22 protein-coding genes and 1 pseudogene are annotated in these 23,715 nt (G+C 64.5%); 10 read left to right on the forward strand and 13 right to left on the reverse strand.

What is annotated here, in order from left to right; all coding sequences use genetic code 11:
* Window positions 1-5: 5 nt before the first annotated feature.
* The 4 genes from ACNJX8_RS16425 to ACNJX8_RS16440 are packed head-to-tail and all read right to left on the reverse strand — an operon-like array spanning window position 6 to window position 4,161.
* Window positions 6-884: an ABC transporter permease gene (locus tag ACNJX8_RS16425; protein ID WP_130219791.1), complete on the reverse strand. Its 879-nt coding sequence runs from the start codon at window positions 882-884 to the stop codon at window positions 6-8.
* Entirely contained in the window at window positions 884-1,843 is a 960-nt protein-coding gene (locus tag ACNJX8_RS16430; RefSeq protein WP_439361365.1) for an ABC transporter permease, read from the reverse strand. Before ACNJX8_RS16430 ends, ACNJX8_RS16425 begins: the two co-directional genes overlap by 1 nt.
* On the reverse strand, window positions 1,843-3,132 hold the full coding sequence (locus ACNJX8_RS16435) for an ABC transporter substrate-binding protein (RefSeq protein ID WP_164939483.1): 1,290 nt from the start codon (window positions 3,130-3,132) through the stop codon (window positions 1,843-1,845). Before ACNJX8_RS16435 ends, ACNJX8_RS16430 begins: the two co-directional genes overlap by 1 nt.
* Before the next feature lie 42 nt (window positions 3,133-3,174).
* Window positions 3,175-4,161 carry an ABC transporter ATP-binding protein gene (locus tag ACNJX8_RS16440; protein ID WP_128933008.1) on the reverse strand — a complete coding sequence of 329 codons (987 nt, stop codon included), beginning with the start codon at window positions 4,159-4,161 and terminating at the stop codon, window positions 3,175-3,177.
* Window positions 4,162-4,418: 257 nt separating this feature from the next.
* Here ACNJX8_RS16440 and ACNJX8_RS16445 point away from each other — a divergent pair, with 257 nt between their 5' ends.
* From ACNJX8_RS16445 to ACNJX8_RS16455, 3 genes are all read left to right on the forward strand, one after another.
* Window positions 4,419-5,126, forward strand: a complete 708-nt coding sequence (locus tag ACNJX8_RS16445) for a GntR family transcriptional regulator (protein ID WP_439361366.1) — start codon at window positions 4,419-4,421, stop codon at window positions 5,124-5,126.
* 415 nt (window positions 5,127-5,541) lie between these two features.
* Window positions 5,542-7,089, forward strand: a complete 1,548-nt coding sequence (locus ACNJX8_RS16450) for an FAD-dependent oxidoreductase (protein ID WP_439361367.1) — start codon at window positions 5,542-5,544, stop codon at window positions 7,087-7,089.
* Window positions 7,090-7,269: 180 nt separating this feature from the next.
* Entirely contained in the window at window positions 7,270-9,030 is a 1,761-nt protein-coding gene (locus tag ACNJX8_RS16455; RefSeq protein WP_439361368.1) for a CYTH and CHAD domain-containing protein, read from the forward strand.
* A 116-nt stretch (window positions 9,031-9,146) separates the two neighbouring features.
* Here ACNJX8_RS16455 and ACNJX8_RS16460 read toward each other — a convergent pair whose 3' ends face one another.
* From ACNJX8_RS16460 to ACNJX8_RS16470, 3 genes are all read right to left on the reverse strand, one after another.
* Window positions 9,147-9,770, reverse strand: coding sequence for a transglutaminase-like cysteine peptidase (locus tag ACNJX8_RS16460; protein ID WP_164939481.1), 624 nt, complete (start codon window positions 9,768-9,770; stop codon window positions 9,147-9,149).
* Window positions 9,771-10,101: 331 nt separating this feature from the next.
* A complete protein-coding gene (locus ACNJX8_RS16465) occupies window positions 10,102-10,713 on the reverse strand; it encodes a PilZ domain-containing protein (protein WP_091889429.1) in 612 nt (203 codons plus the stop codon).
* Window positions 10,714-10,872: 159 nt separating this feature from the next.
* On the reverse strand, window positions 10,873-12,090 hold the full coding sequence (locus tag ACNJX8_RS16470) for an MFS transporter (RefSeq protein ID WP_128945705.1): 1,218 nt from the start codon (window positions 12,088-12,090) through the stop codon (window positions 10,873-10,875).
* 273 nt (window positions 12,091-12,363) lie between these two features.
* On the opposite strand from ACNJX8_RS16470, the gene ACNJX8_RS16475 reads away from it, so the two are divergent.
* From ACNJX8_RS16475 to ACNJX8_RS16490, 4 genes are all read left to right on the forward strand, one after another.
* Window positions 12,364-13,515, forward strand: coding sequence for a zinc-binding dehydrogenase (locus ACNJX8_RS16475; protein ID WP_439361369.1), 1,152 nt, complete (start codon window positions 12,364-12,366; stop codon window positions 13,513-13,515).
* 3 nt (window positions 13,516-13,518) lie between these two features.
* Window positions 13,519-13,986: a DUF5680 domain-containing protein gene (locus ACNJX8_RS16480; protein ID WP_439361370.1), complete on the forward strand. Its 468-nt coding sequence runs from the start codon at window positions 13,519-13,521 to the stop codon at window positions 13,984-13,986.
* 119 nt (window positions 13,987-14,105) lie between these two features.
* Window positions 14,106-14,546, forward strand: a complete 441-nt coding sequence (locus ACNJX8_RS16485) for a VOC family protein (RefSeq protein ID WP_128933013.1) — start codon at window positions 14,106-14,108, stop codon at window positions 14,544-14,546.
* Between the two features lie 95 nt (window positions 14,547-14,641).
* Window positions 14,642-15,142, forward strand: a complete 501-nt coding sequence (locus tag ACNJX8_RS16490) for a hypothetical protein (RefSeq protein WP_128945675.1) — start codon at window positions 14,642-14,644, stop codon at window positions 15,140-15,142.
* A 65-nt stretch (window positions 15,143-15,207) separates the two neighbouring features.
* On the opposite strand, the gene ACNJX8_RS16495 is transcribed toward ACNJX8_RS16490, so the two are convergent.
* Window positions 15,208-15,720: a hypothetical protein gene (locus tag ACNJX8_RS16495; RefSeq protein ID WP_439361371.1), complete on the reverse strand. Its 513-nt coding sequence runs from the start codon at window positions 15,718-15,720 to the stop codon at window positions 15,208-15,210.
* Between the two features lie 245 nt (window positions 15,721-15,965).
* Between ACNJX8_RS16495 and ACNJX8_RS16500 the strand changes: the two genes are divergently transcribed.
* The gene (locus tag ACNJX8_RS16500; RefSeq protein ID WP_439361372.1) at window positions 15,966-17,915 is read left to right on the forward strand and encodes a DEAD/DEAH box helicase; all 1,950 of its coding nucleotides are present in this window, start codon (window positions 15,966-15,968) and stop codon (window positions 17,913-17,915) included.
* Window positions 17,916-17,994: 79 nt separating this feature from the next.
* Here the strand turns inward: ACNJX8_RS16500 and ACNJX8_RS16505 are convergent, their stop codons facing one another.
* The 4 genes and pseudogenes from ACNJX8_RS16505 to ACNJX8_RS16520 all read right to left on the reverse strand — a co-directional run bounded on the left by ACNJX8_RS16505 (window position 17,995) and on the right by ACNJX8_RS16520 (window position 20,788).
* Entirely contained in the window at window positions 17,995-18,282 is a 288-nt protein-coding gene (locus ACNJX8_RS16505; RefSeq protein ID WP_439361373.1) for a hypothetical protein, read from the reverse strand.
* Window positions 18,283-18,406: 124 nt separating this feature from the next.
* A complete protein-coding gene (locus ACNJX8_RS16510; RefSeq protein ID WP_164934799.1) occupies window positions 18,407-18,913 on the reverse strand; it encodes a GNAT family N-acetyltransferase in 507 nt (168 codons plus the stop codon).
* Between the two features lie 39 nt (window positions 18,914-18,952).
* A pseudogene (locus tag ACNJX8_RS16515) lies at window positions 18,953-20,092 on the reverse strand (DJ-1/PfpI family protein).
* Between the two features lie 141 nt (window positions 20,093-20,233).
* A complete protein-coding gene (locus ACNJX8_RS16520; protein WP_439361374.1) occupies window positions 20,234-20,788 on the reverse strand; it encodes a PAS domain-containing protein in 555 nt (184 codons plus the stop codon).
* Window positions 20,789-21,243: 455 nt separating this feature from the next.
* On the opposite strand from ACNJX8_RS16520, the gene ACNJX8_RS16525 reads away from it, so the two are divergent.
* Both ACNJX8_RS16525 and ACNJX8_RS16530 read left to right on the forward strand, forming a co-directional pair.
* Window positions 21,244-22,059: a rhomboid family intramembrane serine protease gene (locus ACNJX8_RS16525; protein ID WP_439361375.1), complete on the forward strand. Its 816-nt coding sequence runs from the start codon at window positions 21,244-21,246 to the stop codon at window positions 22,057-22,059.
* Window positions 22,060-22,237: 178 nt separating this feature from the next.
* Window positions 22,238-22,666, forward strand: a complete 429-nt coding sequence (locus ACNJX8_RS16530) for a CBS domain-containing protein (RefSeq protein WP_439361376.1) — start codon at window positions 22,238-22,240, stop codon at window positions 22,664-22,666.
* 7 nt (window positions 22,667-22,673) lie between these two features.
* On the opposite strand, the gene ACNJX8_RS16535 is transcribed toward ACNJX8_RS16530, so the two are convergent.
* Window positions 22,674-23,714, reverse strand: coding sequence for a patatin-like phospholipase family protein (locus ACNJX8_RS16535; protein WP_128933023.1), 1,041 nt, complete (start codon window positions 23,712-23,714; stop codon window positions 22,674-22,676).
* Between the last annotated feature and the right edge of the window lies 1 nt (window position 23,715).

Raw genomic sequence — 23,715 nt, forward strand, 5'->3', positions numbered from 1 at the left:
CCTTCTCAGACGAGTCCCTTGCCGGCGTCCGAGCCCTTGGCCGCCTGCCGCTTGTTGAGCATGTGGATGGTGCCGAGCGCAAGCGTGATCACCGCGAACGACACCGCTGAGATCACCGTGCCGAGCGCATAGATGTCCGGTTTCGTCACTGTGGTGGTGAGGCCCTGGAGATCCAGCGGCAGTGTGTTCACCGGACCGATGGCCTGGCTGGAGCGGGCGAGCTCGTCCCAGGACAGCGTGAAGCCGAACAGGCCGATGCCGATCACCGACGGCAGGATGATCGGCAGCACGACATGACGGAACGTCTGCCACGGCGTCGCACCGAGATCGCGCGCGGCTTCCTCCAGGCGCGGATCGAAGCGGTTGAAGATCGCGAACATGATCAAGAGACCGAACGGCAGCGTCCAGGTCAGATGGGCACCGAGGCCCGAAGTGAGCAGGCCCATCGAGGTCTCGAAGTTCTCGTTCCAATGCGCCTTGATCAGGTCGTCGATGATGCGGAATTCAAGCGAGATGCCGAGCGAGGTGATGATCGAAGGCACGATCAGGCTCGCGATCGCCGAGTAGAACAGGATGCTCTGCGCCCTGAACTTCCTGCGGAAAGCCATGCCGGCCGCGACCGACAACACGACGGTGACGGCCATCACCACGAGGCCGAGCAGCAGCGAGCGGCGGAAAGCGGCGCCGAGATCGACGATGCCGGTGCCCTCGAACAATTTGGCCAGCCAGAAGGTCGAGACCCCGTTCATCGGGAAGGTGAGGCCGCCCTGCGGTCCTTGGAACGACAGCACGTAGATCGCGATCATCGGGCCGTAAAGGAACAGCACATAGGCCGCGAAGAAGATTGCGAGCACGTAGAAAGAGCGCGGGCGTCCTTCCTTCATCACAGCTCCTTCCGGATGTCGACGATGCGCGACATCATGGTGATGATCAGGAAGGTGATCGCGAGCAGGATCACGGCGTTGGCGGCGGCGGCGGGGAATTGCAGCGCGTTGAGCCGGGTCTCGATGATCTTGCCGGCGGCGGCGATCTGCTGGCCGCCCATCACGCCAATGGTGATGAAGTCGCCCATCACGATGGTGATGACGAAGATCGAGCCGATCACGATGCCGGGTTTTGCCAGCGGGATGATCACGTTGACCAGTGTCTGGAAGCCGCTCGCGCCGGCGTCATAGGCGGCCTCGATCAGCGTCTTGTCGATGCGCACCATCGAATTGAAGATCGGCACCACCATGAAAAAGGTGAAGAGGTGGACCAGCGCCAGCACCACGGAGAATTCGGAGAACAGCAGCCATTCCAGCGGCTGGTTGATCAGGCCCGTCTTGATCAAGCCTGAGTTCACCAGGCCGTTGCGTCCCAGCAGTGGAATCCAGGCGATCATGCGGATCACGTTGGAGGTCCAGAACGGGATGGTGCACAGCAGCGACAATCCCATCTGCCAGGTCTTGGACTTGACGTGGAAGGCGAGGAAGTAGGCGACCCAGAAACCGATGAAGAGCGTGATGGCCCAGACCATGAAGCAGAGCTTCAGCGTCTTCACATAGGTCTTGCCGATGGTGCAGAGATCGGGGAGCTGCGCGACGCAGCCTTCGAACGTATCGGTATAGCCGCGGCCGGAGAAGGCCGGCAGCAGCTGGTATTCGTTGTAATCCCAGAACGAGACGATGACGACGAACACCAGCGGAATCAGGAAGAAGGCGAGAAAAACCAGCATCATCGGCCCGGCCTGCAGCCAGGAGATGAAGGACGGCGACAGGCGCGTCGCTTTCGCGGCGCGCGCTGTGCCCGACCCCGGGATCAAGCCCGGGGATGCCTGTTGCAGGACTTCTTCCGACATATCCATTACGCCGCGATGAACTCATTCCACTTGCGGACCATGTAGTCGTTCTCGTCCATCACGGCGTTCCAGCAGGCGACGCCGCCCATGCGGTCCTCATAGGAGCCGCCGTCGCGCACGGCGCCGGCCTTCTCGAGCAGCGAGCCGTCGGGCGCCTTGATGTCCTTCTCGGCCGGCTTGCCCTCCATCCAGTACGCCCACTCGTAGGGCTCCATGTGGGCCTTCGCGGTGGAGAGCACGGCCGAGTAGTAGCCCTGGCGGTTGAGATAGGCGCCGGCATAGCCGGACAGGAACCAGTTCACGAACTCATAGGCCCAGTCGAGCTTGGGACCCGAGACGCCCTTGGAGACGCAGAAGCCCGAGGCCCAGGAGCGGTAGCCTTCCTTGAGCGGCTGGAAAGTGCAGGCAATCCCCATCGAGCGCACCTTGGTCACCGCCGGCGACCACATCGACTGGATCACGGTTTCCCCTGAAGCCATCAGGTTGACGCTCTCGTTGAAGTCTTTCCAGAAGGCGCGGAATTGGCCGGCCTTCTTGGCTTCGGTCATCACCTTCATGGTGAGGTCGATCTCTTCCTTGGTCATGTTGCCCTTGTCGGCATATTTGTACTTGCCGGAGGCCTCCACGACCATCGCGGCATCCATGATGCCGATCGAGGGGATGTTGAGGATCGAAGCCTTGCCCTTGAATTCGGGATTGAGCAGCTCGGACCACGAGCTGATCGGCCGCTTGATCAGGTCGGGACGGATGCCGAGCGTGTCGGCGTTGTAGACGGTCGGGATCAGCGTCACGAATTCGGTCGCCGACGTCGCAAACTTCTTGGAGTCCTTGCCTTCGAGATAGAGCACCTTCCAGGGCGCGGTGCCCTGGCCTCCGATCTTCTTGCCGCCGGGCGTCTCGCCCTTGGTGAAGACGGGCGTGATGTTGTCGAATTCCTTGATCTTCTTGGCGTCGAGGGCAAGGATGTTGCCCGACGGCACGATCTTCTTCAGCGAGAAATATTCGGTGTCCAGCACGTCGAAGGAGTTCGGCTGGGTCATCACGCGCTTGGTGACGTCGTCGGTGGTTGCGGTGATGTATTCGATCTTGATGCCGGTATCCTTCAGGCACTGTTTGGAGATGTCATCGCCCTCGTTCACGGCGGTGCCGAGATATCGCAGCACCTTCGCGTCGGCCGACTTCACATAGGGAAAGCCGGTGATGGCGCCGGAGCCGGCGGCAAGGCCGGCGAGACCCGCGGTGCCCTTGAGCAGCGTGCGGCGGCTGACGCCCTTCGTCCTGGTGGTCTCGGTCATATCAGTCACTCCTCTGTTGCGCATTCCAGTGATCGATCGGCGCTATTGCAGGCGTTGCGCCTTGGCGGGATCCCAGGTGGCCAGCACGCGATCGCCCGGACGGAACGGGTGGACGTCGAAGCTGGCTTCGGGAACGTGGGAGAACAGGGCGGTGCCGTCGTCGAGCGTGAGCGAGACGGCGACGTAGGAGCCCTGGTACTCGGTCTGGGTCAGCAGCGCCGGCGCGCCGAAGGCGCCGTCGGTGAACGGGACGATGCCGAGTTGATCGGCGCGCACGGCGATGAGCTTGCCGGCGTCGCTGAGCACGTTGTGGCCGCCGATGAAGCGCGCCACGAATTCGGTGCGGGGATGGTGGAAGATGTCGCGCGCCGTGCCCTGCTGCTCGATCCGGCCGTGGTTCATCACCACGATATGGTCTGCGAGCGCCATTGCCTCTTCCTGGCCATGGGTGACCTGGATGAAGCTGATGCCGAGCTCGCGCTGCAGCCGCTTCAGTTCGCCCCGCATCTTCACCCGCAGGAAGGGATCGAGCGCGGAGAGCGGCTCGTCGAGCAGCAGGATCTGCGGCTCGGTGATCAGCGCGCGGGCAAGCGCGACGCGCTGCTGCTGGCCGCCGGAGAGTTGCGCGGGCAGGCGCCCCGCATAGGGGCTCATCGCCACCAGTTCGAGCAATTCGCCGGCGCGCTTGTGGCGTGTCGGCTTGTCGATGCCGCGCATCTTCAGTGCGAAAGCGACGTTGTCGATGACGCTGAGATGCGGAAACAGCGCATAGGACTGAAACATCATCGCCGTGCCGCGCTTGGCGGGCTCAAGGTCGGTGACGTTCTGCGCGCCGAGGATGATATCGCCCTCGCTGACCGCCTCATGACCCGCGATCATGCGCAATGTCGAAGTCTTGCCGCAGCCGGAGGGGCCGAGCAGGCAGCAATAGGTGCCGGCCGGGATCTTCAGGTTGACATTGTCGACCGCCAGCGTCGTGTCGTAGCGCTTGGTGACGGCAACCAGTTCGAGAGCGGCGGGAGTGGCCATGGCGTGTCCGACAGGAGGGCGATGCTTCCCGCCTCTCTCCGCAAGGTCCGTGCCAACGGCTCTCGGCCGGTCAATTTTTCGAAACTGTGCAGCGGAGTCAGATCGTTAGATCGAATCTGGCGCAGCCAGGCTGCCTGCCGCATGCGCAGTCATCTGCACACAAAACGGGCGAAGATTGTATAAACTTTCGCCTGTGATTGGATACAGCTCGTCGACTAACATTCGCAGCCGAACGTTGTCGATCGAGCCTTACAACCATGGCCGCCAAGACCCGCCCGAAATCCGACGCGCCGGACGCGAGCGATCGCGTCAGCCGTATCCGGGAGGGCGTGACCGCGGCGATCCTCGAGCACCGCCTGTTGCCCGGCACGAAGCTCGGCGAGGACGAGATCGGCGACATCTACGGCGCCAGCCGAACGCTGGTCCGCACCGCGCTCCAGCAGCTCGCGCATGAGGGCATCGTCAATATCGAGAAGAACCGCGGCGCCTTCGTCGCGCGCCCGACACCCGCCGATGCCCGCGAAGTGTTCGAGGCGCGCCGCCTGATCGAGCCCACCATCGTCGATCACGCCATCGATGCGGCATCGCCGGCCTGGCTCGATCGCCTCCAGCGCCATCTCGCTGAAGAGCGCGAGGCCGAGCTGCGTGGCGATGCGCGCGCCTCGGTCCGCCTCTCCGGCGAGTTTCACCGCCTCATCGCCGAGATGAGCGGCCACAGCATCTATCTCGGCTTCCTCAAGGAGCTGATCGCGCGCTCCTCGCTCATCATCCTGCTCTACCGCCGCCACGACACGCCGGCCTGCGGCACCGATCACCACGCCGGCATCGTCGCCGCGATCCGCAAGCGCGACAGAGAGGCGGCGCGCGCGCAGATGCTGTCGCATCTGACCGAGATCGAGGCCGAGCTGTTCTTGAAGGATCCCGCCGCCGACGAGCTTCGGCTGGTCGACGTGCTCGGCGCCTGACCGGCACGGATCGCAAAGCCTGTAGGAGAAGTTGCGGCCGGCGGACCTGCGCGACCGCATCAGCGGCTGAGCTCGCTCTCGGCGGCAAGCTGCCCGTCAGGCGTGATCTCGTATTCGCCGTCGTGCTTGGTCATCCATCCTGACCTGACCATCTCTCGTGCAAGCTGTATCGAGCAGATCGGATGATTGCCTCCTGGGTAATACAGCCTGTCATTCCGGACGAGCAGATGTCCGTACAATTGAGCCTGACGTAACGCCCTGCGCATTCCGGGTGATGGATTTTTCATGTCGTTTCAAGCGCGAGCGCGATGAAGGTTCCTAATGAACGCGGTGTCTCAATGCGATTTCCGCTCGCCGGCCGCCGGGGAGGAACCCTGTTCCTGCCGCCTCGTTTTTTCTTGCGAGGAGTACTGTCATGAATGCCCGGGACGAGCACACCCGATCGCTCTGGATGGATGTTTCGGTTGCCGACGCGCCGGCGCTATCCGGTACGGTGGGTACGGACGTCGTCGTTGTCGGTTCTGGAATTGCCGGGATGTCGGTCGCCTATGAGCTTGCCGGCCACGGACGCTCGGTCGTGGTGCTGGACCGCGGCGGCATCGGCAGTGGGATGACGGCGCGCACCACCGCTCATCTGGCGACGGCGCTCGACGACGGCTACGACGAGTTGGTGAGGGTGCGCGGCTCTGAGCGTGCGCGGCACTACTATCAGAGCGTCGCTGCCGCGATCGATCGCGCCGAGGTCATCCAGCTTGCCGAGCATATCGATTGCGATTTTCAACGCGTCGACGGTTACTGGGTGCTGTCGCCCGAAACGCCCGCGTCCGAACTTGACGAGGAATTGGTTTGCTGTCGCAAGCTCGGAATTCCGGTCGAAAACCGCATCGAGCCAACCCCATTCCATGCCGAGGGCCAGGTGCGTTCGCTGCGCTTTGCCCGGCAGGCGCGCCTGCACCCGACCAAATACCTCGCGGGTCTGGCGAGCGCACTCGAGCGCCGGGGGGCGCGGCTCTACGCCGACACCTGTGTTGAGAGCATCCGTCAACAGCATGGCGACATGGTCGTGACGACCGCCTCAGGCCACGAGGTCCACGCCGCCGACGTGGTGGTCGCGACGAACTCGCCCGTCAATGTGCAGGTGGCGATCCACACCAAGCAGGCGCCTTATCGCACCTATGCGCTCGCCGCGAAGATTGCGGCCGGCGCGCTGGAGGATGCGCTTTATTGGGATACGCTCGATCCCTATCATTATGTCCGACTCCAGCCGTTCTCTGCCGACGAGGATATCGTGATCATCGGCGGGGAAGATCATAAATCGGGCGAAGCGAACGACGGCGTACAGCGCCTTGACGCGCTCGAGCGCTGGGCACGCGATCGCTTGACGGGTTTGCGCGAGGTCACCCATCGCTGGTCCGGCCAGGTGCTGGAGCCGGTCGATTTCACCGGCTTCATTGGCCGCAGCCCCGGCGAGGAGCATCTCTTCATCGTCAGCGGCGATTCCGGGCAGGGGATCACGAACGGGCTCGTCGCCGGCCTGTTGGTGACGGATCTGATCACGACGGGCGCGAGCCCTTGGGAAGAAGTCTACGCTCCGTCACGGAAGATTCAGAAGAACATCGGCGAGTTCATCAGCGAGAACATCACGCCGCTGAAGAATTTTGCGGAATATCTTGCGGCGAGCGAGATGGCGAGCGTCGAACGGCTGCGGCCGGGCGAGGGGCGTCTGGTCCGCAGCGGCCTGAAGAAGATTGCCGCTTGCCGGGACCGTAACGGACGTCTGCATCTGCACTCGGCAAGCTGCACCCATCTCGGCTGCGTCGTGCACTGGAATGCGCTGGAGCAGTGCTGGGATTGCCCGTGTCACGGCTCGCAATTCGCGCCCGACGGCACCGCACTCAATGGCCCGGCGGTGTCGCCGCTCGCGAGCGCGGAGAGGCCGGTCAATCTCGAAGCCGCGGAGTGAGCGGCAATCCCTCGAAAAGCTGCGGGCAGGCCTTTAAGGACCTCCGCCGCCGCTGAGCTGTGGTTCGCGGATGTGCGTCGCATGTGGACGATGATGCATTGCGACGTAACCTGACTATTCCTTGCGGGGCTTGCCGGCTATATGCTCGCGCTCTGTCATCGAACTGTCATGTACCCCAAAATGCTGAAGTCAGACTCAACACCGGCCCGCAAGACTCCGGGCGCGCCGGATGGGAATCCTGGTCCAAAGGACAACAAGAGAACGCAAGTCGTTGCCGGCTTCCTCAGGCAGATTGAACCCGCCGGGCCAGGCGCAGAACCTCGGATCGAGGACGCCGTGAGTGATCAGACGTCATCGCAAGAGACGACGCCTGATCCGAAACCAGTTCCGTCAAGCGTTGGCGCGCGTCCGGCCGGTGAAATCGAACTCAAGCTTCTCGTCGATGCCGATCGCATGGCGCATTTCAACGCTGCGCCGGTCATCACGACGAACGCGCGCAATAAGGGCACGCGCAAGCATCTCAAGTCCGTCTATTATGACACGCCCGAGCGCACGCTTCGGCGTAGCGGCCTGAGCTTGCGCGTACGCCAGAGCGGCGCGCGCTTCGTGCAGACCGTGAAGACCGACGCCGCGGACGATCCGCTGCGCCGCGACGAGTGGGAGGCGAGCGTGCCGTCGCTGGCGCCCGATCTCGCTCTGGCGATGCCTTTCATTCCGGAGAAGCTTCGTTGCCACCTCGAAGCGCGGCCGCTCGAAGCCGTCTTCACCGCCGATGTCCATCGTCATGGACGGATGCTCGATCTGCCGTCCGGCACGGTCGAAGTCGCCTTCGACCAGGGCGAGCTGACGGCCGGCGACGGTTCGCTGCCGGTGAGCGAGATCGAGCTGGAGCTCAAGAGCGGCAGCGCAAGCGCAATCTATGAGGTCGCGCTTGCGGAACACGGGGCGGTGAAGCCGTCCATCCGCACCAAGTCGGAGCGTGGCTTCGACCTTGCCGCCGGCAAGCCGCCCTCGGCACGGCGCCCGCGAAAACTTCGCCTCGATCCGTCGGTGACCCTTGACGAGGCCTTCGCGACGATCCTGCGCTCCTGCTTCCATCATCTGCTTCAGTCGCTGCCCGCCGCCGAGGACGGCCGCAATCCGGAAGGCGTCCATCAGCTTCGCGTTGCGCTGCGCCGGTTGCGCTCGGCGCTGGACCTGATGCGATCGGTCGGCGCGCTCAGCAATCTCGATGCGTTGCGGTCGGAGGCGCGCTGGCTGGCGCAGGATCTGTCCGCCGCGCGGGACTGGGATGTGTTCCAGCTCGAGACCTTGCCGACAATCGCAAAAGCCTGTCCTTCGATCGCCGGCTTCGATGCACTCGGCCGGGCCGCGGCCGAGCGTCAGGCTGACGCCTATCGCAAGGCGCATGATGCGCTCGCCGACCGCCGCTGCGCCGTGTTCCTGATCGGCCTCGGCGGCTGGATCGAGACACGCGGCTGGCGCAACGACGTCGCCGCCGAAGATCTCGGCCAGCTCGCCGAGCCCGCCGTCAACTTCGCGCAGCGCATCTTGTCGGAGCGATACGCCAAGGTGCTCAAGCGCGGGCGCCGCTTCAAGTCGCTCACGATCGAACAACTGCACCGGGTGCGGCTCGCGACGAAGCGGCTGCGCTATCTCAGCGAGTTCCTGCTGCCGCTGTTTGCCGATCGGAAGTCTGCGAGAAAATTTGCCCGCAGGCTCGCCGGTTTGCAGGAGGAGCTCGGCGCCTTCAACGACATGGCAGTGACGGCATCGTTGCTGGATCGGCTCGATGCCGAGCCCGACAGCGCCATCGCCGCGGCGGCGATCGCCGGCTGGCAGGCGCGCGCGTCGGTTGGCGTGCAGCCCGCCTTGCAAACCACGTGGCGCGATTTCACCGCGGCGCGCGTGCCCTGGTCTCGCCGGACCGCACAGGACTGATCGTATTCCTCAAAAAGTTGCGGCCAGCCATTGGGGGATGGCTGGCCGCGCGCGAACCGGTCTGGGACGGGGAGGGGTGGGGATGTGACCGGGTCGCGTAACTCGTTGTCTCGTTCCTAATCTCTGGCGCTGGCGGTGGAGACCGCCGGCTTGGTATCGCCGAGCGAGACCCAGACGTTGGGATCGCTCTGCGACTGGCGCTTGACGAAGCGGTAGCCGGTCTCGGTCCAGGCAACGACGCTCTCGTTCTGATTGTCGAGAACGAACTCGCCCTTGTCGGTCTTCACCGTCAGCACCGCGTGGCCTTCGCCCTTCTTGTCGCGCACGACGGTGATGAGCAGGGCCTCGCGCGGCCATCCGGCATCGATCAGCATCTTGCGCTTCAACAGCACGTAGTCTTCACAGTCGCCGTAACCGTCCGTCGGCAGCGACCACTTCTCGATCACGCCCCAGTGCTCCTGATCGGTCAAAGGCTTCACGGTCTCGTTGACCCAGCGATTGACCTTGACGAGGTCGCGCCATGCAGCCTGCGACATCACGATGTCGCGTGCCTGCGTCGGCCCGCCCTTGCACTGAGCGGCGTTGTCCGCACAGAACTCGACCCAGCCGATCGGCGCACGCGTGGTGTCGCCGAGGCTCGCGTAGAGCAGACGACCTTCGCCGGCCTGCGCTGTCGCGCTGATCCCGAAGAGCATGGCGGCCAGCGCCAGCCCTTTCCCCTGTCCCCTGAAGTCAAACATTGCGGCCCCCGTTTCTTGTTGGGACCACATTTCGCACGGAGCTTTTGAGTTGCCGCTAAGTCAGCCAAGTCAAGTCGAGACGAATGCAAGTAAAAGGCGCGGCGAATTCGATCTATACTTGAATCGAATTCTCGTAAAATTTGAAATGACTGCAATTGATTCAAAATTTATCTATTAACGCGCAAACGCTGGCGGAGCCGTTGTTTGCGCGCACGTGCACCCCTCGCGTTAACTCGCGTAGAGCGAGTCGCAACGCACGAAAAAGGCGGCGTCCGCATCGCGGAGGCCGCCTTCGAGGCTGGAAATGCAGTGGTTTTGATGTCGTCGCGCTTTACCGCGCGGTAACGCTCTCTTCGAGTGTCTCGGCCGGCTGCTCGTGCATGAATTCGAGGGCGAAGCCGTCTTCGAGGTTTCGGACCACGCGGCCCTGGACCCGGCCGAGCAGAACCGTCGATTTCAGCGGCGGGCGGTTCTCCGCGGCAATCGCGGCGCCTGACAGCGACAGGTCGATGATGCGGCAGGTCATCTTGGTGCCGTCCTCGAGCGTCAGCACCGCGATCGGGTTGCGCGGCACGATACGGTCGTGACGGCGGTCCTCCGGCAGGTTGAGGATGTCGCGGTTGGCGAGCCAGGTCAGCTGGGCCGCGAGCTTGTCGCGCTTCCTCGGCGTTGCCCCGATCGTCATGGCAAAGCCATTGTCGATGATCCGGGTGATCTTGCCCTCGACCCGGCCGATATGGTCGAGATAAGCGACGACGCGGTCGCCGACATTGCCGATGCCGGGGGCGAGCAGCGCGAGGCCGCCCGGCGACATGTTGATCACCTGGCAGGGGAATTCACGGCGGTCCGGCAGCATGTAACGGCCGAGCAGGTGCACTTTCACCCGCTGGAAACGCCGACGCTCTTCGGCGGCCGGAAGAAATTTTCTGTTCGCTAACGCCATTTCCAACACCCGACCCCCCGCCCGGGCGGAGTCCGGCACGACCCTAAGGTGCATAGGGTTAATGCCGCGTTAGGATCGGGCGCGCCGGTAACGGACAGACACAATGCGCTCGAAAAGCCACATCAAGGGCGGGCAGGCGAGGCCCCCGGGCGGGACCGGTCAAGCCGCTCGCAGGCGCCGCCGATATAGAAGACCCAGCAGCGCCAGCAGCACCACCGCCGAGAGCCCGAGCGACCAGTGAATGCCGATCGCGGCGCCTGATAGCCCAACGGTGATGCCGCTGAAGGCCCGCATGCCGAGTCCGGCCATGTTGTAGAGACCGACGACGCGGCCGCGGATGTCGGATGGTGCGTTCAGCTGCACCAGCGCCTGCGCCATGGTGTTGAACGAGAGCTCGAAGAAGCCCGCAAAGAACAGCAGCACGATCGCGACCGGATAGATCCGCACGGAGGCGAAGCCGAAGAGCGCCATGCTCCAGAGCATCGCCAGCATGATCGCGGTGCGCGGCGTGCCCTTGAGGCGTCCCCAGGACTCCAGCGCGATGCCGGCGAGCAGCGCACCAGCCGCGTCAGCCGCGAGCAGCACGCTGTAGGAGACGCCGGGGTCGCCATGGCCGAGATCGCCGGCAAAGCCCGGCATCTGGGCGTGATAGGCGTTGCCGATCATGAAGGAGGTGAGGCCTGCGAGCCAAGTCATCGCTAACAGCACCGGCTGGGTGCCGATGGCGCGGATGGTCAGCACGATGTCGGCAAGGCCGCGCACCGCGAAACGCCGCACGGCGACGCTCTTGTCGCGCAGCGGCGCCCAGAACAGCCAGAGCAGCATCGGCAGATAGAACAGCGTGTTGAAGATGATGCCGTGCGAAGTGCCGAGCGTGAGCATGATGATTCCGCCGACCGCGGGCCCGACCAGGATGCCGAGATAGCGCGCCATCGCGTTCAGCCGCACCGCGCTCGGAAGATCGGCGGGGCCGACGAGGTCGTAGAGCAGCAGCTGGTTCGGCGTCTGCCACAACACGCCGGCGCAGCCGTGGATCACCAGCAGCAGCATCGCGTGCCACATCTGGATCGTATCGGTGAGGAAGAAGAAGCCCCAGCCGGCGGAGGCGACGATGAACAGCACCATGCCGCACTGGATGATGCGGCGCGGATCGAACCGGTCGGCGAGCCCGCCCACCGCGACCGAGAACAATAGGAATGGCAGCCAGTGCGACAGCACCGCAAAGCCCGCCAGCGCCGGCGAATGGAATTTCTGGAACACCACCCAATAGCTGATCACATGCTCGACATTGTCGGCCATCATCGCCAGCACGTAGGCGACGAACTGGAGTCGGTAGGGCACCGACTTCATGGCCGCGAACGAGCCGGACGCGACCATGGGATTTTGAGGGAGGGGGTTCAAGTGGGCACCAAGGTAGGACTTGGGCCGCCTTACACGTTCGGCGTCAATGGCTCAAGACACTTGGGTGTGCGAGTTAGGAGCCCGTAGCCCGGATGGAGCGGACGCGTAATCCGGGGCCGCCGGTCTCGCATTCCGCTTTGCTCCATGCGGGCTACGAGGCTGCCCGCTTGGCACCAGCCCGCATCTCACATACGCTTCGCTTCAGCCCGCACCAATCAATCATAACAGACGGGCATCGAGGAAACAGCCATGGAATCCATCCGCGTCTGCACCCATGCAGGGCCGGGCTCGGAGCCCGTCATCCGCACCGTGCCGTGGCCGAAGGTCGGCCGCAAGGCGGCGCTGATCAAGGTCGGCGCCTGCGGGGTCTGCGGTACCGATTTGCATATTCTCAAAGGACATTGGCCGAAGCCGCTGCCCTGGCCGTTCACGCTCGGCCATGAGCTCGGCGGCATCATCGTCGAATGCGGCGACGAGTTCACTGAGGACTTCATGAGCAAGCCGCTTACAGTCGGCTCGAAGGTGATGATCCCGCCGCTGATGCCTTGCGGACGCTGCTATTACTGCATCCACTATCCGCAGACAGCCAACAAGTGCCTGACGCCGGTCTATTACGGCCGCTATCTCGGCTTCGAGAAGCCACCTCACATGTGGGGCGGCTGGGCCGAATATGTCTATGTCGATCTCGATATGCTGCCGGGCACCAAAATCTACAAGCTGCCCGACGACATGTCGCTGCGATTGGGCGCGCTGTCCGAGCCGCTGACGTCCTGCATCCGCGCCTTCAACCGCGCCAGCCGCGCCGGCGGATTCAGCTGGGGCGACACGGTGGTGATCCAGGGCTCGGGGCCGATCGGCATTCTGGCGATCGCGGCCGCGCGGGAGATGGGGGCAGGGCGGGTGATCTGCATCGGCGCGCCGGAGGAGCCGCGGCTTCGCCTCGCGCGCGAATTCGGCGCGGGGGCGACTGTCAACATCGAGGAGATCAAATCGCCGCAGGATCGCATCGCGCGCGTGCGCGAGATCGTCGGCGGCTTCGGCGCCGATCTCGTGATGGATTGTTCGGGATACCCTTCAGCCGGCCCTGAAGGCATCGAGATGCTGCGTGACGGCGGCACCTATGTCGAGATGGGCCAGTTCACCGACGCCGGCTCGATCGAGACCTCCTGGCACCGCATCTGCACCAAGGACCTCAACGTGCTCGGCTCCTGGGGTTTTACCGGCAACGATCTGCCGCTCGGCGTCGACATGCTTTACCGCACGCGCGACAAGTATCCGTGGCTGAATATGCAGACCATCTATCCGTTCACGGAAGCGGGCGTCGCGCAGGCGGTCAAGGACGCGATGGCGATGAAGACGGTGAAGTCGACCATCGTGCCGTGGCCGGAGCTGGTGGAGTAGGTCATGTCCTCCGTCCCCCACGATCTCGCCGCGTTCCCGGTCGAAGCCAAGCGGCGCACCTATGCCGGGCTGGATGACGATGCGACTATCGCCGTCCCGCTGCTCGCGGGCTCCAAACAGCTCGAGCACCGCGCGCCGCCTTATGCCTATCGTGATATCTATTTCGGCATGGGGTTTTTCGTCGGGCAGGAGACCGTGTCGCGCGATGATCGCATCATCTGGTCGATGAGCTACAGCGGCGGCGCACGTGCGGAGATCAGAGATCGGGACACTTTCCTCGCGATCTACAAATTCCTGCGCCAGGCGCTGCTCGCCGTAAACGCGGACCCGCGCCGGTTCGAACAGAGCGGCATGGTCTACCGCAACGAGGTCGAAGGCGCACTGGATCGCTTCCACGGTGCCGAGACGATTGCGCGGGATGACGGCGCGCCGCTCTATGAGCTGCGCTATGGTGGTGGGCTGCTGAGATAAAGTCTCGCAAACTTCGCAAGATATTGTAGCCCGGATGAGCGAAGCGATATCCGGGGTGCTTGTGGATGGAGTTGCCCCGGATTCCGCTTCGCTCCATGCGGGCTACGAGTCGGGCTGGAATGAAGGACGAGATGTCAAGCGAACAAACAACCGAACCAACCCCGCGCCGTCGCTCTCCCTTCACCGCCATCTGCGCGATAGACTACACCGTCATCTTCGTGCGCGACATGGCGGCGATGCGGCGCTTCTACGAAGACGTTCTCGCCTTTCCGCTGCTGCGCGAGCTCTCGCCGAACTGGATCGAGTACGGCATAGGCTGCAACACGCTGGCGCTGGCAAGGCCGAGCCGGACCGCGGCCGATGCGCCGACGCCGACGGGGAGCGCTTCGCTGCAACTGGCCTTCAAGGTGTCGGCAACTGAAGTTGATGCGTGCGCCGACGAACTCGTGCGGCAGGGGGTGGCGCTGCTGTCGCCGCCGACGAACCAGGCGTTCGGTCATCGCACGCTGTTCTTCCGCGACCCCGACGGAAATCTGCTGGAGGTCTATGCGGAGATCTGAACAGCCCAAAAAGTTCCATCGGGAATCCGCGAACTCTTCACGCCGCGGTGAAACTTAGGCCCTAGTTCCGGATTTCAGTTCACGGGAGAGGTGCCGTGAAGCGAATTCTGAAACCCGTCACTTACGTCCTGGCCGTCATCTACTTCCTGGTGGACGCGGTCTTCATGGCCGTTGCGCGGCCCATCGCGCTCTGGCTTGGGCGGCACTTCCAATTCGAGCGATTGCGGGCCTGGATCAGGTCGCTGCCGCCTTATCCTTCGCTGGCCTTGTTTTCCGTGCCAGTCATCATTCTGGAGCCGATCAAGCCCCTGGCAGCTTACCTTGCCGCAACTGGCCAGGTCCTGAGCGGCGCGGCGACGTTGATCGTCGGTGAACTGCTCAAGCTCGTGCTGGTCGAGCGCCTGTTCCATCTCACGCGGGACAAGCTGATGCGGATTCCGGCATTCGCTTGGACATACGGGAAGTTCACCGAAATGAAGGCGTGGCTGCAGGCAACCGAAGCTTGGCGCGCCATCCGCGCCTTGAGCTTTGCAGCGAGAGACAGTGTTGCGAAGTTGGTCGGGAGCTTTAGCAAGCTGGCGACCTCCAGGGATTAGATCCGAGCCAGGCGCCCCTTCGCAACGACAGGGAAATCGTCGGTGTCGTCGTGCTTGTGCACTCGCTAGCCGCGGCCGAGCTCGTTCTCCTTCACCACCGTCGCACCCACCACCTTCGTGCCCTCCAGCTCGCGCACGATTCGTTCGTCGGGGCCGACAATTCCAAGATCGAACTCGCGGTCCGGCGTGACCAGGATCATGCGCCGGCCGATGATCACGACAACCGTCATGTCGTTGGTTTCGCCTTCGACCGCCCATGCATGGATGTCTCCGGCATAGGGCTCCTTGCGCCAGGCGTTGGGCGAGCCTGGGTCGCATCGGATTTCGACGCCGTCCTCCGACGTCGTCACGACGAGCTTCGAGCGGCTCGGCTTCCAGCACTCGTCGAGGAGATCATTGACGAGCCACAGGCAGGCGAAGTCCTCGCATTCGGTGGGCCGCGCAGTGTAGATCGCGCAGCCGCGGCCGGGCTGACAATGCGAGCACCAGGCATTAACCGGCTTGGCCAGCGCCTCGATGGCCATCACCTTGCAGCAAAGCGTGCAATCGCCGCAGCTGCGTTTGGCGGAGGACGTCACGCGGTCATTCCCTTGGGATCCGGTTGTGTTTCAGCTTAGTCGAGGTGGCCGCAAAAATCCGCTGCAACCTTCAGGCGCGGTTCTCATTGCAAAGCCATGCATCACAGGCATGGTGATTTCTGAGCGCTTGGCGTAAAGAGCGCCCAGATCAAATCCCGCGTGCGGTCGGGCCGTTTGCCGCGCATGCAGCTCAGGTCCGCCGGTCCACCGTTTGCGCGCCTGAATCAACCAAGGTTCTCCATCTCGTGTCTTTTCCGGCCCTGACCCCGCCGCTCGCCCGAGCTTTGGCCGAGCGGAACTATGATTCCCCGACTCCCGTTCAGCTCGCCGTGCTCACGGACGAAACCTCCAGCCGCGACCTCCTGGTTTCGGCTCAGACCGGCTCCGGCAAGACCCTGGCTTATGGCCTTGCCATGGCGAAGGGCTTGCTGGGCGAGGCCGAGCGGTTCGACCAGGCCGGCGCGCCGCTTGCCCTGATCGTGGCGCCGACCCGCGAGCTCGCCTTGCAGGTTCAACGCGAACTGGCCTGGCTGTATGGGCATGCCGGCGGGCGCGTCGTCTCCTGTGTCGGCGGCATGGATCCGCGGCGCGAGCAGCGCGAGCTTGCGGCCGGCGCGCATATCGTCGTCGGCACGCCCGGCCGGCTGTGCGATCATTTGCGTCGCGGCCGCCTCGACATCTCCGAATTGAAGGTGGTCGTGCTCGACGAGGCCGACGAGATGCTCAATCTCGGCTTTCGCGAGGACATGGAATTCATCCTCGAGACCACGCCTGAGTCGCGCCGCACCCTGCTGTTCTCGGCGACGTTTCCGCGCGGCATCGTCGCGCTCGCCAGGCAATATCAGCGCGACGCATTCCGCATCGAGGTCGCGGGTGACGAAGGCGGTCACGCCGACATCGAGTACCGCGCGATCCGGATCGCGTCTGCCGACGTCGAGCACGCGGTCGTCAACGTGCTGCGCTTCTACGAGGCACCGAGCGCGCTGGTGTTTTGCAGCACGCGCGATGCCGTCAGGCATTTGCAGGCAGCGCTGCTGGAGCGCGGCTTCTCCGTGGTCGCTCTGTCAGGCGAATTGACGCAGAACGAACGCACCATGGCGCTGCAGTCGCTCCGGGACGGACGCTCCCGCGTCTGCGTCGCGACCGACGTCGCCGCCCGCGGCATCGATTTGCCGAGCCTCGACCTCGTCATCCATGCCGATCTGCCCAATGACGCCGAGGTCATGCAGCATCGCTCGGGCCGCACCGGGCGTGCGGGACGAAAGGGCACGAGCGTCCTCCTGGTGCCGCCGGCACGACGCCGGCGCGCGGAATTGCTGCTCAATCTCTCCGGCATCGAGGCGACCTGGGGCACGGCGCCGCAGGCGGAGGACATCCGCAAGCTCGATCACGCGCGCATGAAGGACGTGCTGTTCACCGAGGACACCACCGCCGACGATCTGGTGCTGGCGCAGGCATTGCTGGCGGAGCGCTCGCCCGAAGATATCGCCGCTGCGCTCGCGCGGCTCTATCGGGCCCGGCTGCCGGCGCCCGGGGACATCATCGATCCCGGCGAGCGCAGCGGCAAGCCGCGCGACGATCGCGGTCGTGACAGGTTTGAAGGTGAAGGCGGCGGCGATCGCCCCGGCAAGCCGCGATCGAAATCTGGCAAGTCATCGTCGAAACATGGCATGGCGGAGGCCAGCGTTTGGTTCCGTGCCGCCATCGGCCGGCGCAAGAATGCGGAGGCGCGCTGGCTGCTGCCAATGATCTGCCGCCGCGGCGGCATCGACAAGCGCGACATCGGCGCCATCAAGATCATGGACACCACCACCGAGTTCGAGATTTCCGAGCGGGTCGCGGATTCCTTCGCCGCCAAGATCAAGCGCCCGGACAAGGAAGACAGCATCCGCATCGAGCCGATGGCGGACGCACTGCCGCGGCAGGCGGCTTCGGAGCAGCGGTCATATGCGCCTCGGCGCGAGGCCGCTGACGATGATCACCGTGAGCGTCAGAGCGATCGCGCGCGCGAGGCAGGTGTGTTCAAGCCGCGCAGCAAGTCTCACGGCGAGCGTGGCCCGAAATTTGGCGACGCTCCTTCCTTCGGGAAGAAAAAGAAGCATAAGAACAAACAGGGCCACGCAGAGCTTTCGGTCACGCCGTGGCCGGTGAAGGGCGCGCCGGGAAAGAAGGCGAAGAAGAAACGGCGAGGCTGAGCGTCCGCCGTTCAGCTCAGACGGCAATGATACCGCCGGATTGCACCGGCGACATCATCCGAAGAGAGAGGCGTGAGTTTCAGCGGCCACCACCGCCACCGCCGCCTCCACCGCCACCGCCGCCGGCATCACGCATCGCGGAGCTGTAGCGAGGATCGCTCTGCTTCATGTAAGTCGGCGAGGTGTCGCGATGGGTGACCGTGCGTCGTCCGCCCTGGCTCGGCGTCTCGATCAGGCCGCTGCAGCCCTCGAAGAAGGCGAACTCGCAGCCGTAGGTCCGGTACTGCGCGGCGGTGGCACTGGTCGCGTTGAATGCGGTCGCCGCAACGAAGGCAATCAAGGCTACTTTCGGCAACGTGAGTTTCATGGACATTCTCCAGTCTCGGTTCGGCGAGACCAGAACGGCCCGCACGGTTCTTCGACGGAGGCTGGCTGAACCCGGTTCGAACTGGTGGCTTCACGCCCGCGTGAGCCGCGACCGGGGAGGGGGCTCACGTCGCAGCGAGATCGCGCAGCATGTAGGTCGCGCCTTCACCGTAATATGCGAGCTTTGCGCGCAACTCCGCATCCATCGTGACGGGCCGAAAGCCGAAACGTTCCCATAGCGGCCGCGTGGCATAGACCGAGACCAGCGCGAGAGCCGCAATGCCCATTGAGCGTGCGAGTTGCTCGATCGTCGCGATATAGGCGCGCGCGACACCACCACGGGCGTCGGGCAGCACGGCGACGTCGTGCACGTAGAGGCAGTCAGCATCATCGGGCAAGCTTGCGAGGAAGCCGTCGAGCGGCGGGATCTGATGCTGCTTCCAGGGATGGGCGAGCCCGTAGCCGACGATCCCTTCGTCCGCCGCGAGCACGCGGCAGCCATCGGGACAAAGCCGCATCTTCTCCGCGAACACATCAGGGCGCTCGGAAAGATCAGGATGGATGAGCGCCGCGATCGCGCCGATCGCAGCAAGGTCGGCCGTGCGCGCGCGACGCCAACGCGGCTTGCTCATGTGGATCCGTTCCAATCTATTCCGCCGCTAAGAGTGAGATCAATCCGGCTTCGGATATTCCAGCTGCATCGCCACGAAGTCGGCCGTGCGCGATCCGTAGCGCGCGTCGATCGCACGCAGCGTTTCGTTCAGCGCCTGTGCCGGCGGGGAGGTGCCGGCTCCCGGCAGCGCCTGCTGCGCCGGCCAATCGTCCGTGATCCGGTCCGGCAGGATGGCGAGGCCTCCGCGGCTCGTGCGCGCCTGCGCCGTGGCGGCGAAGGTGAGGGCGCGTGAGCGATAGGTCCGCGACCATGAATCGGCGATCAGCGCGAGCGAGACCTCGTCGATATCAGGCGTTAGTGCGATTCCGAGCTGCTCACGGTTCCAGAAGGCGAGCGTGTTCGCGATCGCCGTCAGCGCGAAGGGGCGCGTGAAGCTGAACGCGTCGCTGCGGTGGCGCGCATCCCACGCCGCAAGGCCGATGTCGCTGGCGACCGCCTCGGCCTTGGCCCGATCGGCAATGGCCTCGATCAGGGTGAGGGCCATCGGCATGGATGCGCTGATTCCGGTGGTCGTCGCGACGCCCTGGTCGACGACCAGTCTGCGGTCCGCCGTATAGCGGATGGTCGAATGCTTCTGCAGATCGCGCACGGAATACCAATGCGTCGTGGCCCGCTTGCCGTCGAGCAGCCCGGTGTTGGCAACGACCGTGGCGCCGACGCAGACGCCGATCACGATCGCGCCCTTGCCGGCCTAGCTCCTGATCCACTGCAGGGCGACTGCGTCGTCGTCGCGGCTCATCGCGGGCACGATGACGTAATCAGCGCCGTCGGGGTGCGCGGCGTCGAACTCGGCGATGGTCGCATGCGGCTGCACCCTCAGTGCGGGATAGAGCGTGACGGGTCCCGGCTGCGTCGCCAGGGTGAGGACGTCGGCGACGTTCGCCCGCACGAGGATGCCGTAGGGCATCAGATAGTCGGTGGTCTCGCTCATGTCGTTGATGCCGACGATGACGATCAGGGGTCGCTTTCGTTTCGGCGGTTTCAGCGCCGCCAGCGTCGCCTCGGCCTCGTCTCTGGAGATCGCAGGCGCGGTTCCCGATGCCGGCGTACCCGGCAGCAGGAGCAGCCAGGTTCCGCCGATCGCCACCAGCAATGCCATGCCGCCGAGGGCGGTCCACGCCAGAATGCGCCAGCTCATGATGTCACCCGCTCGTCGTCTCACGCGGCGCGGAAGCTATCCGGTCGCAACGATTTCAGGAATGACGCAAATCCGGCAAAATCGGTCATGGCGCGCGACGATCCATCGCACGATCACCGTCTGCGTAGGAGATTTCGAAATCTACCGCAGCCCCTCATACACCATCAGCCCGCGTGCGATCTGCAATTTGCGGATCGCGCGCGGCAGCAGTTTCTCCGGCTGATGCAGATAGCGCCAGGAGGTCAGGGTGAAGGGGCCGAGTGTGCCGCATTCGTCGTCGAACGGCGCGAGTACGCCGGTCACGCTGACGGGCGTATGCGGACGAGCATTGAAGGGGAGCAGCAGCAGCTCGAGATGCGCCTTGCTGCCGTTCTCGCGTGCGGCCGTGACGCCGGCGATCGCACCCAACGTCTCGTCGGCGACAATTGTGGTGATCTCCTCGATCTCGCCGCGGCTGGCTTGTGTGAACAGCGCCGCAAAGCTCCGGTCCTTGAGATCACCTCCGGCGAGCGCGCAGACGCGCGTGCCGGCGACGCGGAACGGGAAGCCGAGGTGCTGCTCGCAGGACAGCACGAAGATGTCGCCGAGCAGGTCACGGACGGCGGCCGGATCGATGTCGGCGCGGTCAGGGGCCCGCGCCGTGCCGCGCTTGTCGTCCCAATACGCGAAGAACTCGCGGCTTGACGGATGTTTCATGACTGAACGCTTACCCCGGGGCGCATCCTCACGGCACAAACCTGTCCCGCTTCAGTGCACCCGCGATCCCTTTCGTTGTTGTGCAGGAGGGGATCTGCAGCGTCCATGCCGCGAGGGCGTTTTCGCACTCCTGGGCGCTGCTTTTGCGTCGTTAACGTTAAATTAACTATGCGCTTTGCGCCGGCGGCCCGCCTGCTATGGTGATCGCGGTCGCAAGTCCCGCCGGTTTTTCCAGGTTCTCGGCGAGGCCTGTACTTTGGGCGTCAAACAGTTTGGTCACGGGACCGCGGGGAGGGGTGGGGATACACCTTATTCCCAGGGGTACCTGAAGTCCGATACGGACAGGCAGGGCTTTCCCAGGGCCCTGCCTTTTCCTTTTGTGCACTTGCGCAACGCCGGCAAAGGCGACTATCTCCAAGTGGATCGCTCCGATCGCGCCTGAAAGCGAAGCTGCCTTGGATTCCCCGCAAAATTCTCCACCGCAGGATTCTCCGGATCTGCCGGCCGTCCAGGAGGCACCGCGCGAGCCGATCCTGACGCTGCCCGCGGCGCTGACCGCCTATATCGCCCTGCTGGCGCTGATCCATCTGCGGGTGCTGCTGCCGCCGGAGATCGAGAACTGGACCATCGACGTCTTCGGGTTCATCCCGAAGCGCTACGATTCCTCGCTGCTCAATTTGCAGATCCCGGGCGGGGCGGGTGCGAAGGTCTGGACCTTCGTCACCTATTCGCTGTTGCACGCCAACCTCACCCATCTCGGCTTCAACGTGCTGTGGCTGCTGCCGTTCGGCAGTGCACTGGCGCGGCGCTTCGGCGCCATCAGGTTCTTCGTGTTCATGGCGGTGACGGCGGCGGCCGGCGCGCTCGCCCATCTCGTCACCCATGAGCACGCGGTGGCGCCAATGATTGGCGCCTCGGCCTCAGTGTCGGGGGCGATGGCGGCGGCGATCCGCTTCGCGTTCGCTCGCGGCAGCTTCCTGTCGTTCAGCCGTTCGGACGCCGATACCGCCGCAAAGGTTCCGGCGCTGCCGCTGTCGCGCGCGCTGCGCGACGGACGGGTGGTCGGCTTCCTCAGCGTTTGGTTCGGCCTCAACATCATCTTCGGTGTCGGCGCGATCGGCGTCGATGCCGAAACCACGAGCGTGGCCTGGCAAGCGCATATCGGCGGCTTCTTCGCAGGGCTCCTGCTGTTCGCGCTGTTCGATCCCGTGCCGCGCGTGCGAAGCGATGCTGCGGATGCGTCATCACAGGACGTTTCAGACCGAATTTGAAGCGGCGCTTGCGGCGCGGCCCGAATTCATCCATCATTCCCGCGAAGAATGTTCCGAAAGCGAAGCAATGCTTCGCAAAGCGCACGAGCGTGAACCGGCGCTGAAACTGTTAGTTGAAGACTCGCGAACAAGTTCCGAACCGCCAAATGGCGGACGGCTCCGATTCAGGGAGACGACAATGACGGTACGTTCCATTCTCAACACCAAGGGCCATCAGATCATGAGCGTCGAGCCCGACGTCAAGCTGTCGGTCGCGATCAAGCTGCTCGTTGAGAAGAAGATCGGTGCGGTGCTGGTGATGAACCAGAGCCGGCTCGAAGGCATCCTGTCCGAGCGAGACATCGTGCGCGTGCTCGGCGAGCGCGGCGCCGGCGTCCTGGAGGAGCCGGTCGCGGAGGTCATGACCCGCAAGGTCGTCGCCTGCAAGGAGACCGATACGGTCGCCGAGCTCATGGAGATGATGACGACAGGCAAGTTCCGCCATCTGCCCGTGATCGAGAATGGCAAGGTGGTTGGCCTGATCTCGATCGGCGACATCGTCAAGCGCCGCGTCCAGGAATACGAGGCCGAGCAGGAAGCCCTGCGCGACTACATCAAGACCGCCTGAGTGGACTTCACTCGTGTACTGTCGGCGCTGCGCCTTCAGGCGGCGGCGCCAGCACGTGGATCGCTTCCTGGATCGAATCCAATGCACGCTCTGCGGCACGCACGCCGTGCGCGATCAAATCCTCGGCACGGTGGAAGTCGAACCAGCCGAACTGGCCGACCCGTGGCGTGATCAGCATATCGGGCGGATCGCCGGCGAGGCGGGCGCGGGTGATGCGGTCCTGCATGATGTTGAACGCATCCACCATCACCGAGGAGATGCCGGGGCGTCCGCCACCGCCGAAGAACTCGCGCTTCATGGTCTTCTCGGGCGAGAACAGCCGCGGGAAACGCCGTTTGGTCGTCGTCTCCTCGGCCACCGGCGCCACCGGAGTGGGCATCGCGCCGTGCGAATAGATCGTCGTGGAATGGGTGAAGATGTCGCTGGAAAGATTTGCGGCGATGACGATTTCGGCGCCGAGCGCGCGGGCGGCCGAGACCGGCACCGGATTGACCAGCGCGCCGTCGACCAGCCAGCGGTCGCCGATCAGCACGGGCGAGAAGATGCCCGGCAGCGCATAGGAGGCGCGCATCGCATCGACCACGCGGCCGCGCGTCAGCCAGATCTCGTGGCCGGTGCGCACCTCGGTCGCCACGCTGGCGAATTTGGCCGGGAGGTCCTCGATCAGGGTCTGGCCGACGGCTTCCTCGAGCCGGGTCGCCAGCTTCTCGCCGCCGATCAGGCCGGAGCCATTGAGGCGGATGTCGAGATAGCCGAGGATGTTGCGCATGCCTTGCAGGCTGCGCCCCCATTCTTCCAGCGTATCGAGCTGGCCGGCCGCATAGGCGCCGCCGACCACGGCGCCGATCGAGGTGCCGACCACGACGTCAGGCACGATGCCGTTGGCGAGCAGGGTCCTGATGATGCCGATATGGGCGAAGCCGCGCGCCGCGCCGCCCCCGAGAGCAAGGCCGATGACCGGCCGGCGGATGCTGCCCAAGCCAACTTTCTCGCCAACTTTCTCGCCGTTTGAGCCGTTCGCGCCCCGACCCTTCAAGATGTCCAGCACT

Source organism: Bradyrhizobium sp. SPXBL-04 (genome assembly GCF_051853035.1).
Classification (GTDB): domain Bacteria; phylum Pseudomonadota; class Alphaproteobacteria; order Rhizobiales; family Xanthobacteraceae; genus Bradyrhizobium; species Bradyrhizobium zhanjiangense.